The organism is Enterococcus sp. DIV1208 (assembly GCF_050530455.1).
GTDB lineage: Bacteria > Bacillota > Bacilli > Lactobacillales > Enterococcaceae > Enterococcus_B > Enterococcus_B hirae.
In genome coordinates this window covers 2716324-2733920 of the sequence record NZ_CP172887.1, presented here as the reverse complement: position 1 = coordinate 2733920, position 17597 = coordinate 2716324, and the positions used below count along the sequence as shown (strand labels likewise).

At 39.1% G+C, this 17597-nt stretch carries 14 protein-coding genes; 8 read left to right on the top strand and 6 right to left on the bottom strand.

What is annotated here, in order from left to right; all coding sequences use genetic code 11:
- Positions 1–6: 6 nt before the first annotated feature.
- Positions 7–975, bottom strand: coding sequence for an ABC transporter substrate-binding protein (locus IGK91_RS12675; RefSeq protein WP_010737230.1), 969 nt, complete (start codon positions 973–975; stop codon positions 7–9).
- 497 nt (positions 976–1472) lie between these two features.
- Here IGK91_RS12675 and IGK91_RS12670 point away from each other — a divergent pair, with 497 nt between their 5' ends.
- The 3 genes from IGK91_RS12670 to rpoC all read left to right on the top strand — a co-directional run bounded on the left by IGK91_RS12670 (position 1473) and on the right by rpoC (position 9071).
- Positions 1473–1715 carry a hypothetical protein gene (locus IGK91_RS12670; protein WP_010720685.1) on the top strand — a complete coding sequence of 81 codons (243 nt, stop codon included), beginning with the start codon at positions 1473–1475 and terminating at the stop codon, positions 1713–1715.
- Positions 1716–1720: 5 nt separating this feature from the next.
- Positions 1721–5338: a DNA-directed RNA polymerase subunit beta gene (rpoB, locus tag IGK91_RS12665; RefSeq protein ID WP_010720684.1), complete on the top strand. Its 3618-nt coding sequence runs from the start codon at positions 1721–1723 to the stop codon at positions 5336–5338.
- A 79-nt stretch (positions 5339–5417) separates the two neighbouring features.
- Positions 5418–9071: a DNA-directed RNA polymerase subunit beta' gene (gene rpoC / locus IGK91_RS12660; protein WP_010720683.1), complete on the top strand. Its 3654-nt coding sequence runs from the start codon at positions 5418–5420 to the stop codon at positions 9069–9071.
- A 213-nt stretch (positions 9072–9284) separates the two neighbouring features.
- Here rpoC and IGK91_RS12655 read toward each other — a convergent pair whose 3' ends face one another.
- Positions 9285–9548 carry a hypothetical protein gene (locus IGK91_RS12655; protein WP_014834392.1) on the bottom strand — a complete coding sequence of 88 codons (264 nt, stop codon included), beginning with the start codon at positions 9546–9548 and terminating at the stop codon, positions 9285–9287.
- Between the two features lie 471 nt (positions 9549–10019).
- Here IGK91_RS12655 and msrA point away from each other — a divergent pair, with 471 nt between their 5' ends.
- The gene (gene msrA, locus IGK91_RS12650) at positions 10020–10544 is read left to right on the top strand and encodes a peptide-methionine (S)-S-oxide reductase MsrA (RefSeq protein ID WP_010737231.1); all 525 of its coding nucleotides are present in this window, start codon (positions 10020–10022) and stop codon (positions 10542–10544) included.
- A 298-nt stretch (positions 10545–10842) separates the two neighbouring features.
- Here the strand turns inward: msrA and IGK91_RS12645 are convergent, their stop codons facing one another.
- Positions 10843–11520 carry a prepilin peptidase gene (locus IGK91_RS12645; RefSeq protein ID WP_181934154.1) on the bottom strand — a complete coding sequence of 226 codons (678 nt, stop codon included), beginning with the start codon at positions 11518–11520 and terminating at the stop codon, positions 10843–10845.
- A gap of 72 nt (positions 11521–11592) precedes the next feature.
- On the opposite strand from IGK91_RS12645, the gene IGK91_RS12640 reads away from it, so the two are divergent.
- The 4 genes from IGK91_RS12640 (at position 11593) to rpsI (ending at position 14933) form a co-directional block, all read left to right on the top strand.
- Positions 11593–13134, top strand: a complete 1542-nt coding sequence (locus IGK91_RS12640) for a gluconokinase (protein WP_181934153.1) — start codon at positions 11593–11595, stop codon at positions 13132–13134.
- Between the two features lie 190 nt (positions 13135–13324).
- On the top strand, positions 13325–13792 hold the full coding sequence (locus tag IGK91_RS12635; protein WP_010720679.1) for a Dps family protein: 468 nt from the start codon (positions 13325–13327) through the stop codon (positions 13790–13792).
- A gap of 304 nt (positions 13793–14096) precedes the next feature.
- Complete coding sequence (gene rplM, locus IGK91_RS12630; RefSeq protein WP_034686358.1) at positions 14097–14525, top strand: 50S ribosomal protein L13; 429 nt, start codon at positions 14097–14099, stop codon at positions 14523–14525.
- Between the two features lie 15 nt (positions 14526–14540).
- Positions 14541–14933 carry a 30S ribosomal protein S9 gene (gene rpsI, locus IGK91_RS12625; RefSeq protein ID WP_002287505.1) on the top strand — a complete coding sequence of 131 codons (393 nt, stop codon included), beginning with the start codon at positions 14541–14543 and terminating at the stop codon, positions 14931–14933.
- A 22-nt stretch (positions 14934–14955) separates the two neighbouring features.
- Here the strand turns inward: rpsI and IGK91_RS12620 are convergent, their stop codons facing one another.
- From IGK91_RS12620 to IGK91_RS12610, 3 genes are all read right to left on the bottom strand, one after another.
- Positions 14956–16251, bottom strand: coding sequence for a site-specific integrase (locus tag IGK91_RS12620; RefSeq protein WP_181934152.1), 1296 nt, complete (start codon positions 16249–16251; stop codon positions 14956–14958).
- Positions 16252–16316: 65 nt separating this feature from the next.
- On the bottom strand, positions 16317–16592 hold the full coding sequence (locus tag IGK91_RS12615; RefSeq protein ID WP_060815436.1) for a helix-turn-helix transcriptional regulator: 276 nt from the start codon (positions 16590–16592) through the stop codon (positions 16317–16319).
- Positions 16593–16631: 39 nt separating this feature from the next.
- Positions 16632–17477, bottom strand: coding sequence for a rolling circle replication-associated protein (locus tag IGK91_RS12610; protein WP_181934151.1), 846 nt, complete (start codon positions 17475–17477; stop codon positions 16632–16634).
- Positions 17478–17597 lie beyond the last annotated feature (120 nt).

Sequence of the window (17597 nt, the reverse complement as noted above, 5' to 3'; positions counted from 1 at the left end):
GTAAAATTATTCAGTCTCTTTGATTGTTGTTGGATCGATCCCAAGGGCTTTTGCCATGTCTTTATTGACATATAAGGAAAGATCATCTGCTGATTCAACCGGTAATTCACTCGGTTTTTTGCCAGCTAAGATCTTGGCAGCCATTTCACCTGTTTGTCGTCCTAATTCTTCATAATCAATCCCAACAGTCGCTAAGCCACCTTCTTTGACTTGATCCACGGAACCAGCAACGATCGGTGTTTTTGTTTCTTTGGCTACTTCACCGATAACGCTAGCAGCACTGGCGAATGTATTATCCGTTGGGATGTAGATACCGTCGACATCTTTGGCTAAACTTTTTGTCACTTGTTGAACATCATTGGTGGAGTTTGCCGTCAATACTTTGACTTTCACTCCGGCTTTTTTCAATGTTTTCTCGGCTAAGTCTCCTTGGATTTTGGAATTTGCTTCCCCGTTGTTGTACATGATCCCGATCGTTTTTGCTTTTGGCACGATCTGTAATAATAGTTCGATTTGTTTTTCGATCGGTACCATATCCGTTGTACCAGTCACATTTCCACCAGGTTTGTCATTAGAAGAAACTAAGTGTGCTTTTTCTAAGTCGGTAACTGCTGTCACTGTAATAGGAATCGTAGTTGTTTCATTAAGGAGTGATTGCGCAGCTGGAGTTGCAATCCCTAATAATAAGTCGGGTTGGTCTTTCACTAATTTTTCACTCATACTTTTTAGATTGTCTTGATTGTTTTGCGCATTTTGATAGTTGATTGTTAAATTGTCGCCTTCTTTATAGCCATTTTCTGCTAGCCCTTCTTTGAACCCTTTATATGTAGCATCTAATGAATTGTGTTGAACCAGTTGTAAAACACCGATTGTTTTCGAGTCATCCGATTTTGCTGAGGAACTATTTGCAGTTCCACATCCACCAAGTGCTAGTAATAATGTTGCGCCTAATCCGATCAATAAATTTTTTTTCATTTCTTTTTCCTCCTTCAATTTTGAAAACAAAAAATCCATTTAGACAAAACGTCTAAATGGATTGAGTATCGAAAGAGTATGTAAGTAAGAAATCGTGATTACTTTGTACTTTTCGCTTAGCCACTTAACGTAATGTCTACGTGGCTTTTGCGTAATACAAAGTTCTTTAGCCATCATAGATACAAACCAGTTGTTTGGTGTTTGTATCCATAATTCATGAATACAAACCTATCTAAAGTAGCTAAAGTAAAAGTTATTCAATTGTGTCGGGATAAGTTGTATATTCGGTTTTTGCATAAATAAATCCTCCACAAATAATAAATTTTCCTAAGTATAGCGGAGATGTAAGGGGGTTGTCAAGACGAACATTCAGAAAATTCTCAAAATCCATGAATGTTTATTCGATATATTATAGTAAGAAAAGTTTAAGAAAAAATGATGAAAAGAGGAGGGAAACGCCAGGAAGTGTTGACTTTTATGAAAAAAGAGTGTAATATATGAAGTTGCAAAAACTATCTGATGAAGTAAAGGCAGAAACGAAATATTGTCCGTTTCGGCTTTATAATAAGGAAACAAAAATAGAAGCGCATGAAGAAATGGTTTCAAAAGAATGCTCTATTTTTGGTTTTTTTTTGCCTAAAAGCCGCAAAAAATGTCTATTGTTATCTAAATATAATATTTTTAATATTATTGTAACAATTGATCGGGTAGTCTTTTTGAATGACATTTTAGAGGGGTGAAGAGCTTGGCTGGACACGTAGTAAAGTACGGAAAACATCGCGAACGTAGAAGTTTCGCACGAATCAGTGAAGTGTTGGAATTACCAAATTTGATCGAAATTCAAACAGACTCTTACCAATGGTTCCTAGATGAAGGACTAAGAGAAATGTTTGAAGACATTTTGCCAATTGATGACTTCAATGGCAATCTATCTTTGGAATTTGTGGATTATGAATTGAAAGAACCTAAGTATACGGTAGCAGAAGCACGCGCACATGATGCAAATTACTCTGCACCATTACATGTAACGTTACGTCTAACAAACCGTGAGACAGGTGAAATCAAAGCGCAAGAAGTCTTCTTCGGTGATTTCCCATTAATGACTGAACAAGGAACATTCATTATCAACGGAGCAGAACGAGTAATCGTTTCTCAGTTAGTGCGTTCACCTGGTGTGTACTTCCATGGAAAAGTAGACAAAAACGGAAAAGAAGGTTTCGGTTCAACTGTGATCCCGAACCGTGGTGCATGGTTAGAAATGGAAACTGATGCAAAAGATATTTCTTACGTACGTATTGATCGTACCCGTAAGATTCCTTTGACTGTGTTAGTTCGTGCCCTAGGGTTTGGATCGGATGATACGATCTTTGAAATCTTTGGTGACAGTGAAACGTTACGTAATACAGTTGAAAAAGACTTGCACAAAAATGCAAGTGATTCAAGAACAGAAGAAGGATTAAAAGACGTTTACGAACGTCTACGTCCAGGCGAGCCTAAGACAGCCGATAGTTCTCGGAACTTATTGAATGCTCGTTTCTTCGATCCAAAACGCTACGACTTAGCCAACGTTGGTCGTTATAAAGTAAATAAAAAATTAGACTTGAAAACACGTCTATTGAACTTAACATTAGCAGAAACATTGGTTGATCCAGAAACTGGTGAAATCATCGTTGAAAAAGGAACTGTGTTGACTCACCAAGTGATGGAAACATTAGCACCTTTCATTGATAATGGATTGAATTCAGTGACTTACTATCCATCAGAAGATGGTGTTGTGACTGATCCAATGACTGTTCAAGTAATCAAAGTCTTTTCACCAAAAGACCCAGAACGTGAAGTGAATGTGATTGGTAATGGTTATCCAGAATCAGCTGTGAAAACTGTTCGTCCGGCAGACATCATCGCATCAATGAGTTATTTCTTAAACTTGATGGAAGGGATCGGCAACGTGGACGATATCGACCACTTAGGAAACCGTCGTATCCGTTCAGTCGGTGAATTACTGCAAAACCAATTCCGTATCGGTTTAGCTCGGATGGAACGTGTTGTACGTGAAAGAATGTCGATCCAAGATACAGAAACATTGACACCACAACAATTGATCAACATCCGTCCAGTGGTTGCAAGTATCAAAGAATTCTTCGGTTCTTCTCAGTTGTCTCAGTTCATGGATCAAACGAACCCACTTGGGGAATTGACACACAAACGTCGTCTTTCAGCCTTAGGACCTGGTGGTTTGACTCGTGACCGAGCTGGTTATGAAGTTCGTGACGTTCACTATTCTCACTATGGCCGTATGTGTCCGATTGAAACGCCTGAAGGACCAAATATCGGGTTGATCAATAGTTTATCTAGCTATGCGAAAGTTAATAAATTTGGATTTATCGAAACTCCTTACCGTCGTGTTGATCGTGAAACTGGTCGTGTAACGGATCAAATCGACTATCTAACAGCTGACATCGAAGACCACTACATCGTTGCCCAAGCAAATAGCCCATTAAATGAAGATGGTACTTTTGCACAAGACGTTGTTATGGCTCGTGCGCAAAGTGAAAACTTAGAAGTTTCAATCGATAAAGTCGATTATATGGACGTATCACCTAAACAAGTAGTTGCGGTAGCGACAGCATGTATTCCTTTCTTGGAAAACGATGACTCCAACCGTGCCTTGATGGGTGCCAACATGCAGCGTCAAGCAGTGCCATTGATCAATCCACAAGCACCATGGGTTGGTACTGGTATGGAATATAAATCAGCTCATGACTCAGGAGCTGCTTTGCTATGTAAACATGATGGTGTCGTTGAATTTGTGGATGCCTCTGAGATTCGTGTTCGTCGTGACAACGGTGCATTAGATAAATACGCTGTAACAAAATTCCGTCGTTCAAACTCAGGAACAAGCTACAACCAACGCCCAATCGTTCATTTAGGCGAAAAAGTTGAAAAAGGCGATACTTTAGCAGATGGACCTTCAATGGAACAAGGTGAAATGGCGCTAGGACAAAACGTTTTAGTTGGTTTCATGACTTGGGAAGGTTACAACTATGAAGATGCGATCATCATGAGCCGTCGTCTTGTAAAAGATGATGTCTATACTTCGATCCACATCGAAGAATATGAATCAGAAGCTCGTGATACAAAATTAGGACCTGAAGAAATTACTCGTGAAATCCCTAACGTTGGGGAAGATGCTTTGAAAGATCTAGACGAGATGGGTATTATCCGTATCGGTGCGGAAGTCCAAGATGGTGACTTGCTAGTTGGTAAAGTAACACCAAAAGGGGTAACCGAATTATCCGCTGAAGAACGTCTTTTACATGCGATCTTTGGTGAAAAAGCTCGTGAAGTCCGTGATACTTCATTACGTGTACCACATGGTGGTGGCGGGATCGTCCACGACGTAAAAATCTTTACTCGTGAAGCCGGCGATGAATTATCACCAGGCGTAAACATGCTTGTACGTGTGTATATCGTTCAAAAACGTAAAATCCATGAAGGAGATAAGATGGCCGGACGTCATGGTAATAAAGGGGTTGTATCCCGTATCATGCCGGAAGAAGATATGCCATTCTTACCAGATGGAACACCAATCGATATCATGTTGAATCCTTTAGGGGTGCCATCACGGATGAATATCGGACAAGTATTGGAATTGCATTTAGGGATGGCTGCTCGTCAGTTAGGTATCCATGTTGCAACACCAGTATTTGATGGTGCAAGTGATGAGGATGTTTGGGAAACGGTTCGTGAAGCTGGTATGGCTAGCGATGCGAAAACCATCCTTTATGACGGACGTACAGGTGAACCATTTGACGGCCGAGTGTCTGTCGGTGTCATGTACATGATCAAACTTGCTCACATGGTCGATGATAAATTGCATGCTCGTTCAATCGGACCTTACTCATTGGTTACACAACAACCATTGGGTGGTAAAGCACAATTTGGTGGACAACGTTTTGGTGAAATGGAAGTTTGGGCTTTGGAAGCTTACGGTGCCGCTTATACCTTACAAGAAATCTTGACATACAAATCAGATGATGTAGTTGGTCGTGTGAAAACTTATGAAGCGATCGTCAAAGGCGAACCAATTCCAAAACCAGGTGTACCAGAATCATTCCGAGTATTAGTAAAAGAATTACAATCACTAGGATTAGACATGCGTGTCTTGGATATCAAAGATTCTGAAATCGAACTCCGTGATATGGATGACGAAGATGATGATTTGATCACTGTAGATGCTTTGACAAAATTTGCTGAACAGCAAACAGCCAAAGAATTAGAAAAGAAAGCTGCTGAACAAGTGGAAGATGAAAGACAAGATATCATCCAAAACTTTGAAACCGCAGAAGATAACTTAGACTAATCCGGTCTATGAGCTGTAAGGCGGTCGATGATCAGCCGCCTTGCGGTTTTGCCATTAAACGAAATGGAGGGAACCCCTTTTGATCGATGTAAATAAATTCGAAAGTATGCAAATAGGTTTGGCTTCTCCCGAAAAAATCAGAAGCTGGTCTTATGGTGAAGTAAAAAAACCTGAGACGATTAACTATCGTACCTTAAAACCTGAACGCGAAGGGTTGTTCTGTGAGCGGATTTTTGGTCCTACGAAAGACTGGGAATGTGCCTGCGGAAAATACAAACGTATCCGTTATAAAGGAATCGTTTGTGACCGATGCGGTGTTGAAGTGACACGTTCAAAAGTTCGTCGTGAACGTATGGGTCACATTGAATTAGCAGCACCTGTTTCACATATCTGGTACTTTAAAGGAATTCCTTCTCGTATGGGACTTGTTTTAGACATGAGTCCTCGTGCCTTAGAAGAAATCATTTATTTTGCTTCATATGTGGTTATCGAACCAGGAAACACCAACTTAGAGAAAAAACAATTGTTGACAGAACGTGAATACCGCGAAAAACGTGAACAATATGGACAAGAATTCCAAGCAGCAATGGGTGCAGAAGCAATCAAACAATTACTAGACAGTGTTGATTTAGATGCTGAAGCAGCTGAATTGAAAGAAGAATTGAAATCTGCCCAAGGGCAAAAACGGACTCGTGCGATCCGCCGTTTGGACATTTTAGAAGCTTTCCGTGCTTCAGGAAATGAACCAAGTTGGATGGTTATGGACGTTATTCCAGTTATTCCACCAGATTTACGACCAATGGTGCAATTAGAAGGTGGACGTTTTGCAACAAGTGATTTGAATGATCTTTACCGTCGAGTAATCAACCGTAATAACCGTTTGAAACGCTTGTTAGATTTGAATGCTCCAGGAATCATCGTCCAAAACGAAAAACGGATGTTACAAGAAGCTGTTGATGCGTTGATCGATAATGGTCGTCGTGGCCGTCCAGTTACTGGACCAGGTAACCGTCCATTGAAATCTCTTTCTCACATGTTGAAAGGGAAACAAGGTCGTTTCCGTCAAAACTTACTTGGTAAACGTGTTGACTATTCAGGACGTTCCGTTATCGTTGTAGGACCTTTCTTGAAAATGTATCAATGTGGATTGCCAAAAGAAATGGCGATCGAACTATTTAAACCATTCGTGATGCGTGAATTGGTTCAACGTGAACTAGCTTCTAACATCAAAAATGCGAAACGTAAAATCGAACGTCAAGAAGACGAAGTTTGGGATGTCTTGGAAGACGTAATCAAAGAACACCCAGTATTACTTAACCGGGCACCTACGCTACACAGACTTGGTATCCAAGCATTTGAACCTGTTTTAGTGCAAGGCCGTGCGATTCGTTTGCACCCACTTGTATGTGAAGCTTATAATGCCGACTTTGATGGAGACCAAATGGCCGTTCACGTACCATTGAACGAAGAAGCACAAGCGGAAGCACGTATGTTGATGCTAGCTGCTCAAAACATCTTGAATCCAAAAGACGGTAAACCAGTTGTAACACCTTCCCAAGATATGGTTTTAGGTAACTACTACCTAACAATGGAAGAAGAAGGTCGTGAAGGCGAAGGAATGGTCTTCCGTGACCAAAACGAAGCTGTGATCGCATGGCGTAACGGCTACGTTCATTTACACTCACGTATCGGTGTGAACCCTAATTCATTAGGTGAAAAACCATTTACTGACTGGCAAAAAGAACGTACGATGATTACAACTGTTGGTAAGATCATCTTTAATGAGATCATGCCTCCAGAGTTCCCTTACTTGAATGAACCAACAGACTTCAACTTAACGGTACAAACACCGGATAAATATTTTGTTGAAGCAGGTACAGATATTCCTGCGCATATCAAAGAGCAAGAATTAGTCTTACCATTCAAGAAGAAAAATCTAGGAAATATCATTGCGGAAGTCTTCAAACGTTTCAAAGTAACTGAAACTTCTAAGATGCTTGACCGAATGAAAGACTTAGGGTATAAACATTCTACACATGCTGGTATCACAGTAGGTATCGCAGATATCAGTGTACTGAATGAAAAACAAGGAATCATTGAAAATGCCCATAAACAAGTTGAAACAATTACAAAACAATTCCGTCGTGGATTGATTACTGATGACGAACGTTATGAACGAGTAATCGCTGTTTGGAATGCTGCTAAAGATAGCATCCAACAAAAACTGATGGAAGGGTTAGAAGCGAAAAACCCAATCTTCATGATGTCTGACTCTGGGGCCCGTGGTAACATCTCCAACTTTACTCAGCTTGCTGGTATGCGTGGACTGATGGCTGCTCCGAATGGTCGAATCATGGAATTACCGATCATCTCAAACTTCCGTGAAGGACTTTCTGTCTTAGAAATGTTTATCTCTACTCACGGGGCTCGTAAAGGGATGACCGATACTGCCTTGAAGACAGCCGATTCAGGTTACTTGACTCGTCGTTTAGTTGACGTTGCCCAAGACGTTATTATTCGTGAAGAAGATTGCGGAACAGACCGCGGTCTTGAAATCCAAGCGATTCGTGAAGGAAACGAAATCATTGAATCATTAGAAGATCGTTTGATCGGTCGTTACACGCGTAAAGAAGTACGTGATCCAGAAACGAACGAATTGATCATCGCTGGTAACCAATTGATTTCAGAAGATATTGCAAAACAAATCGTGGATGCAGGTGTGGAAACTGTCACAATCCGTTCTGTCTTCACATGTAACACAAAACATGGTGTCTGCAAACACTGTTATGGACGTAACTTGGCAACTGGATCTGACGTTGAAGTTGGTGAAGCAGTTGGTACGATCGCCGCTCAATCAATCGGAGAACCAGGTACTCAGTTGACAATGCGTACCTTCCATACCGGTGGGGTAGCCGGAGACGATATCACTCAAGGTCTTCCTCGTGTCCAAGAAATTTTTGAAGCACGTAATCCTAAAGGGCAAGCAGTGATCACCGAAGTAACTGGTGACGTCATCGATATCTCAGAAGATGCTTCAACTCGTACAAAAGAAGTAACAATCAAAGGGAAAACCGACACACGTACGTATACTGTTCCTTATACAGCACGTATGAAAGTCGCTGAAGGCGATATGATCCACCGTGGTGCACCATTAACGGAAGGTTCAATCGATCCTAAACAATTGTTACAAGTTCGTGATGTATTATCAGTTGAAAACTACTTGCTGCGCGAAGTACAACGTGTATACCGTATGCAAGGGGTAGAAATCGGCGATAAACATATCGAAGTAATGGTTCGACAAATGTTACGTAAAGTCCGTGTAATGGATCCAGGGGATACTGATATCTTACCAGGTACATTGATGGATATTGCTGACTTCAAAGACCAAAACTACAATACATTGGTAGCTGGAGGCGTACCTGCAACATCTCGCCCAGTCCTACTAGGTATTACAAAAGCATCATTAGAAACAAACAGCTTCTTATCTGCTGCATCCTTCCAAGAAACAACTCGTGTCTTGACTGATGCTGCGATCCGAGGTAAAAAAGATCCACTTCTTGGTTTGAAAGAAAATGTTATCATCGGTAAAATCATCCCAGCTGGTACTGGTATGGCTCGTTACCGTAACATGGAACCAAAAGAAGTCGGTGTTGCAAGTGAAAATGTTTATAGTATTTCAGACATCGAAGCACAAATGGCTGCAGAAGATGCAATGAATGAACAAACAAAATAATGTGACACCAAACAGAGCTAAGATGAACATCTTAGCTCTGTTTTTTTTGTCGTGCTAAAGTTGATAGAAACAAACGAAATTGAGAATTTGTTCATTACGGACGAGCATTTTTTCTTATTTTTGTACTTATATAAAAAATTAGTTCCGTGAATCATTGAATTGCTTAGTGAAACTTGCTAAAGGTTGCTGTGCTAGATCACTTTTGTTCATCGTTCAGGTAAAACTGCTATGTAGGGGCGGATGGGTTGAGATTTTTTCAGATAATAAGCGATACATGATCGAATGTGAACCAAATGTTTCAGTAAGTGATGTGAGTGCTTGTTGGGACGAAGGATGTGTGGTATTGAGAATCAATTTTTCAAGTAGATTTTTTGGGTTGTCTTGATCTACTAGCGTACCAGAATTCTTTACTGACTTACTTGGTAAAATTTGTTGAATTTTATCAGTGAAATTATTTTTTTTGGCATAACGTGCCATCCTGCAGTTAAAAATTTTAGCGGTTGTTAATTCAAAATCTGTGGAAAAGTATAATATAAAAGAACTATCCACAAGGAAAAAGAAAAACCGTTTATTCTCTATTGTGGAAAAAACAGTTGAGAGGGAAAAGAAAGTTATCCACAAAAGAGAAAGGAAATAGGAAAAATTGATAAAAATACCGGGAGGGGGTAAAATGATTATTTCTTTCAATAAATGTAAAAAATGTGAGAACAATAAATGGCGTTTAGGTTTAAGTCCTAGGAGTATTGTATATACTTTTAAATAGATGGATAAAAAAATCAAATCAATGAAAAGATTAGTAAAAAAGAAAATACTGCAATACTCTATCTTAATAAAGCAAGCAGGTAAGTATAGGAGTATCGATTCTTTGTTTATTCGTTTCGAAGGTAAGCAAAACAGTATCACCCTTTTATAAATCAAGGTATGATGAAAGACAAAGGGGGATTTTATATGACGAAAAAAGCAGTTTTTGCAGGTGGTTGTTTTTGGTGCATGGTCAAACCTTTTGAAACACAGCCAGGAATCATAGCAGTAACCTCTGGCTATACGGGAGGACATGTCCCAAATCCTACCTATGAACAAGTAACCACAGGAACGACAGGTCATACGGAAGCGGTAGAAATCGAGTATGATCCGTCTCTGGTTTCTTATGAACAGTTAGTCGAAATCTACTGGCAACAAACAGACCCAACGGATGCTTTCGGTCAATTTGCTGATCGCGGAGACTCTTATCGACCGGTCATTTATTATAGCGATGAAGAAGAACGTGAAATCGCTGAAGCATCAAAGAAACAACTACAAGAAAGTGGTCGATTCGATCGTCCGATTGTCACAAAAATCGAACCCCGAAGTGAGTTTTATCCCGCTGAGGAGTATCATCAAGACTATTATAAGAAGAACAAAGTCCACTATAATCTTTACCGAGAAGGGTCTGGACGAGGGAGTTTTTTACGAAAACATTGGTCTGGAAAATAAGACACATTGCATTTTGAAGAATTTCAGTTAGGGATAAAAACTGGCTATGCTTTGGCTTGCTGTGAATTTAGTGGTTTTTATAATTTTTAGGTAAAGTTATCTAAGTGTCAATGGATCGGCCATCTGGTTGATCCATTTTTTTATAAATCAAGGTTCATTATCGTTTGTTGAATGACAGCAAGCAGAAAAGATACTAAGCTATCAAAAGCGTACGTAATGAGGCAAATAAGCGAAGTCCGTCAAATCATCATCAGTTAAAAGGATCGCATCGTTGATAACCAATAAATAGACAACTAAATTACCACACATGAAGGAGAAAAAGTGCGACACTCAAAAAAGGCACAAAAGGTACTCTTTTAGATTTTTTATCGTGAGAGAGAAAAATAAAGAAAAAAAGTAATCCCAATAAACTAGCAAGAAAGAGGAGTTGCATCAGTTGATTGAGAGTTAGACCGCCACTCCAGCTTAAAAGTAATAAAACATCACCTAAACCTAAACATTCACTCCCGTAACGAGTAAGGAAAAAACTGATCAAGAATAAAACAGCAAAACTAAGCCATTGAAATTCTCCTTTGATCAACCAAGTCATCCATAAGATAAACCAGATAAAATAAAGCGTTCTTCCCTCGATCATCAAATAAAAACTATTCATTAAAGAGAGTAAAAAGGCTGACAAAAACCAAAAAACAAGTAACCCGTCTGGGCGCTGTGAAAAATAAAATAGCCAAACAGATAAACAACCACCGATACATTCTGCTATAAAATAAATCGGTGAAAGCTTGCTGCGACAGTTTCGACAACGAAAACGTTGGTAACAGATGGAAAGCAATGGGACCAGTTCATACCAAGCCAATACATGCTGACAGTTGACACAATGAGACCGTGGGTAAATAATAGAGTGTCCTTGTGGCAGGCGTTGTGCCACTAAGCATAAGAACGAACCAATGCAACAACCAATGATAAAATAGAGAAACATAGCGAGGGCCTCCTTTTAAAGAAAGATACGCCAATAACAACCATTTTATTTATTTTTAGTAGAGGTGACAAAATGAAGATTTCGATCGGAGTCGATATCGGTACGACACAAACAAAAGCAGTGGCATTCAACGAGCAAGCTGAAGTCATCGCTTCAGCTTATTTTCTAAATCCGATGATCCAAGAAGCACCAGGAATGGCAGAACAAGACCCAGAATTGATCTTCCACGGTGTATGTACAGTAATCAAAGAAGTCGTCAAACAGTTACCGAAGTCGACAACTATAGAAGTGATTGCCTTTTCAACAGCGATGCACAGTTTGATTCTGTTAGATGATAATAAACACCCTTTGACCCGTATGATCACTTGGGCAGATAATCGTGCGAAAACACAAGCTGAAAAACTAAAAAACAGCCAACTAGGGTTTCACTTTTATCAACAAACAGGCACCCCAATCCATCCAATGACGCCACTAGTTAAAATCCATTGGTTGAACGAAACCCAACCAGAACTAACGAAGCAAGTGGCGTATTATGTGAGTATAAAAGAATATATCTTTTTCCGTTTGTTTGGACAATTAGTCTGCGACTACAGTACAGCCTCAGGCACAGGTTATTTTGATATCCATCAATTCAAATGGGCAGAAGAAGCGTTAAATTACTTATCAATCACTCAAGAACAACTACCTGAAGTGATGCCGTCAACCACGATACTCAATGGATTATCAAAAGAAAAACAAGAAATTTTAGGATTAGAAAATGATATATCATTTGTTTTAGGTGGTGCTGATGGTCCTTTATCTAATTTAGGACTGGGAGCATTTGGCGAAAAGATAGCTGCGTTAACAGTCGGTACCAGTGGGGCATTAAGATTTATTACAGGCAAACCACAACTACATCCCGAGATGGAAACCTTCTGTTATGTACTGGATCGTACACACTGGGTGGTCGGTGGCGCAACAAGTAATGGTGCGGGAATTTTTGATTGGGCAAGTCAAACTTTGATGCAAGAAGTAACTCAAGCGGCTATTGATCAAGGCGAAAATCCTTACGATGCCCTTTTCTCAGCAATTACGTTTGTCCCACCAGGAGCGAACGGATTACTCTTTCAGCCCTATTTATTAGGAGAACGAGCTCCTCTATGGGAGGCAGAAGCTTCTGGGAGTTTTTTAGGTTTGCAAAGAGACCACACGGAAAAAGAAATGATGCGAGCTATTCTAGAAGGAATTTGTTTCAATTTAAAAAGGATTTTGACAGGAGTTTGTTCAGAAGATCAATTAACAGAAATCAGAGCTACAGGCGGATTCTCACAATCGCCTGTCTTTCGCCAATTAATGGCTGACGTTTTGGGGTATCCGCTCATTTTCCCGGCGGTGTCTGAAGCCTCCGCTTTAGGAGCCGTTTTCTTAGGGTGGCAAAGTATCGGGAAGATCACTGATTTAAGCGAAGCTATAGAAAAAGTACAGCTTGCTTCACAAGTACCAGTTCAACAAACGGTCAAAGAGACATATCAAAAAATCTTTCCGATTTTTGTTGAAACACAAAAACAAGTAGCGGCAACTTATCAGCCTTTAGCACATTTACGTCAAACTTTAAGTACTATGGATGAAAAATAGGATGAAAAAGTAGAATGACGGAATAAGAGAGGAATAGTGTAAGAACTAGAAAAAACGACTAAAGCAATAGAAAGTCTTTTCTAAGAAATGATAGGATGAAAATCGTTCTCAACTAATTGGTTTTATTGTACTTTTGTCTCAAAGTTTACTATGCTTTTATTGTAGACAAAAGTTAGGAGGAGAAAAGAAAATGAAATTTCCACAAACAAAAGAAGTATTAAATCAATTAGTTGCAGACTTGAGTCAAATGTCTGTTGTTGTTCACCAAACACATTGGTATATGCGTGGACCAGGTTTCTTGACATTGCACCCAATGATGGATGAATTTATGGATGACTTGAATGAACAATTAGATGAAATCTCAGAGCGTTTGATCACACTAGATGGTTCTCCTTATTCAACCTTACGTGAATTTGCAGACAACACCAATATTCCTGACGAAGTAGGCAATTGGGATCGGACTATTCCAGAACGCTTGGAAATTCTTGTGAAAGGCTACCGCTATTTGGCAGACCTTTACCAAAAAGGAATTGAAGTAGCTGGTGAGGAAGGCGACGACCCAACACAAGATATTTTTATCGAATTTAAAACAGCGACTGAAAAACGAATCTGGATGATCCAAGCACATTTAGGAAAAGCACCAGAAATCGATGCGTAAAATGATCATCAACTGATGATATTATATAATAGTAAAAAAACTGCGAGGGAAGTTATTTTCCTTGCAGTTTTTATTTTAGAAGAGAAAGAAACGTTCTTCGTTCTAAAAAAGAATGAGTGCATCACAAGGATACGTGCAATAAAAACGAAAGTTTTGGATTGCTAAGAAAAAACGTTGACATTAAGGGGATTAGCAGGTAATATGTTAAATGGTATTGTTTGCCCCACAAAGAGCCCCGGAAACTCGAAGTGTATGTCAAACATCAGAACTTAAATTGGAGGAAACTAACGTGCGTACAACATATATGGCCAAACCAGGCGAAGTAGAACGTAAATGGTATGTAGTAGACGCAACTGATGTTCCATTGGGACGTCTTTCAACAGTTGTTGCATCTGTACTACGTGGTAAAAATAAACCAACTTTCACACCTCATTTGGACACTGGCGATTTCGTCATCGTAATCAATGCAGATAAAGTGAAATTAACAGGTAAAAAAGCGACTGATAAAATTTATTACCGTCACAGCAACTACCCAGGAGGATTGAAATCAATCACTGCTGGTGAATTGCGTGCTAAAAATTCTCGTCGTTTGATCGAAACTTCTGTAAAAGGAATGCTTCCTAAAAATACTTTAGGCCGCAAACAATTTACAAAATTGAATGTATACGCTGGAGCTGAGCATCCACATGCAGCACAACAACCAGAAGTTTTAGACATTACAAACTTAATCTAATAGGAGGGAATTTCATTGGCACAAGTTCAATATATCGGCACAGGCCGTCGTAAAAATGCAGTTGCTCGTGTACGTTTAGTACCAGGAACTGGTAAAATTACTGTAAACAAAAAAGATGTTGAAGAATACATTCCACATGCTGACTTGCGTGAAGTAATCAATCAACCTTTCGCTGTTACTGAAACAAAAGGCGCTTATGACGTATTTGTTAACGTAAACGGCGGAGGCTACGCTGGACAATCAGGAGCTATCCGTCATGGTATCGCTCGTGCATTGCTAGAAGTTGATCCTGACTTCCGTCTAGCTCTTAAACGTGCTGGCTTACTTACTCGTGACGCACGTATGGTTGAACGTAAAAAACCAGGTCTTAAGAAAGCTCGTAAAGCTTCTCAATTTTCAAAACGTTAAAAACAGCTTCATATCAGTACTTTCAGGCGTTTCGCAATTCACTTTGCGAAGCGTCTTTTTTTGAGTTGACACCATTGTTGACACCATTCCGGTCTGACTCTTTTTGAGATAATTTACGATAGGCAATTTCACCAATAGGCATTTGAATCACATTTGGTGTATTTACATAAGTTCTTGTGATGTTGGTATCGCTGTGAGTCAATGCTTCAGAAATCTGTTCTAGAGCAACACCAGCTTGTTTGGCTAAAGTTGCCCCAGTATGCCGTAACTTGTGTGGAGTCGCATGGGTAAGGTGCTTATGTCGTCGCTCAATGGATTTCATACGGTAGTTCAAATAATCTGTATGAAGTCTTTGATTGATATTCCCTTTATCATCAAAGAAGGTAAAGAGTAGCTGCTCTTCGGTTTGTTCGATTTCAAATTGAGCTAGTTCTTCTTTTTGTTGGACTTTCCACTGTTGAAGTAATTGCTTTAGTTCATTTGGAATATGGAAAATTGTCGTTTTATTCCCTTTGGTACTTTTTTCATTGCCGAACTTATCTAAGGCTTTACCAATCGTAATCTGGGAAGCAGTGAAATTCACATTCTTCCATTTGATGGCGTAAGTTTCTGATTTGCGATCAGATAAAAAGAAGGTAGTCAGAAATAATACATAGTCCTGTAAAGTTAGTTGTCCACTTTCATAATCGCTTTGGACGGCAGTTAGCCATTCTTGAAGTTGTTCAAAGGAGAGGTATAAATCTTCTTCTTTTTTAGCTTCTTGCAATTGGTTTTTCTTAGTAGCATTGATTCGTTTAAGCGATTTTTCTAGTTTATTCCGTTCGATGTATTCAAGTTCTTCCGCCCAATCGAAAATAGAATTAACGTAGCTACGTAGTATTTTGAAGTTTGCGTATTCGGCAGCCTTTTGTGTCATGATTTTTAGAACGAAAGCTTTATTTTGATTCAAATAGTTCAATGTGTATTTCCCAAACATTGGTAAGATGTGAAGTCGAAAAATATCTTTTGTATTCGCAATTGTCACAGGAGTAGGAGACTTCGTGTTTCGAGAAGTTAAACCAGCTGTATAAGCATCAATCCAGATATCTTCATAGAAAGCTTTGAACAGTGCTTCACCACCTAGTTCAAAAGCATTCTTTTCTTTGTTTTCCCGTAGCTCTTTAATCTTGGCATAAAAATCAATTTCTGCTGCTTTTGCCTCCTTTCTAGTTTTGAAAGTTTTGGAATAAAGTTTGTTTCCGCCTATCATCTCTTGGATATCTTGTGGATAGTAAAGCCGTAAACGGTAAGTCTCATTTTCTGTTTTGCTAATTGCCATAGTATTTCCCTCCGAATTTGCGAGCCGAAATCAAATACTATATATGGAGTATAACGATGTCGGAATTATTTTGCTAGGCTTGCTAGCCATTGATCAATGGCAATCCGGTCAAATCTATTTGAACCGTGGATTTGAATGAAGGGTAAGCCATCTTTAATCCAGCCATCTAACGTATTATTGGAAACTTGTAGATAGTTACAAGTCTGCTTCTTATTCATATAGCGGTGTTGCAGGTTTTCCTGTGTCTTAATTTTTTCGATTTCAGTTGTGATTAAATCAGATAGTTGAGTAGAAATGATGCCCATCTGGTCATCACTGAGTAAAATTTTCATTTCGGTCATATTCTCACTTCCTTTGAATTTTGTGTAGGGAATAATGAATTATTTTTTTATCTTGGTATAACGAACAATGCTTTCTTGAAAATCCATCACTTGTTCTGGATTCCCATCTTCATTAACAGCACTGTAAAATATTGGACGTCTTACAAGATACTCATTGGTATAAAGCACGTCTTGATTTGTGGTATCAAAAGGTTGATCCACGAGTTGTTTTGTGACACTAGGTATTTTGAGATTCTGAGATTTGAAGAACGCTTTTTTCTTATGCTCTTTCATATCCAAGTCCTTATCAAAATATTTACTGATATAGCGTCCACGATTTTCGATACTATCCACATCAATCTTGTTGATTTTGACAAATCCATGTCCCCAGATGGTAGTAAGGCGATTGAAGGAGATAAAAGGAAAGTCAAACAGGATAATGTGATAATGGATGGCGCCTCGTTCTTGTTTTTCCCACGTGGCAAGGTATTTTAGCTTAGATTTTTTTGTGTGATAGAGTTCGTAGTTTAGTCGTTTGATAAATTTATTAAATTCATTATTCGCATAGGCAATATCTTGAATGTTTTCTCTGAAAGTGAGGGTTAAAAATTTTGTCTGATTGTCAAAGTTCATATACACGAGTCGAGCAATTTCAAATCGCATATTTTGATAGTGTTTTTGTTTTCGTTTTAAGCCGTCGTATTGTCCTTGAGCAGATAATTCATCATAGTTTTTTCTCTTATCAGTGATGGTGTTTTCTTCTTCATAAAGCCAAGCTAATTCTTTCTTTCGTTTTGGATTGGTTTCATCTTTGTCTGCTTTTTGTTTCGGAGTAATGATTGCTTCATAATCATAAATTTCAAGGTACGTGGGAGTTTCAATGATTTTCTGATTATAAGCCTTCAAAAATCATCACTCCTTGTTGTTTATTCAATTGTCAATGAGCCGTTTATTTTCTCTAGATGTTGTTCTATAAATCAAGTTAAGGGGAAGTCCTGCAAAGCAGTCCTTCCAGCCTATGTGTTT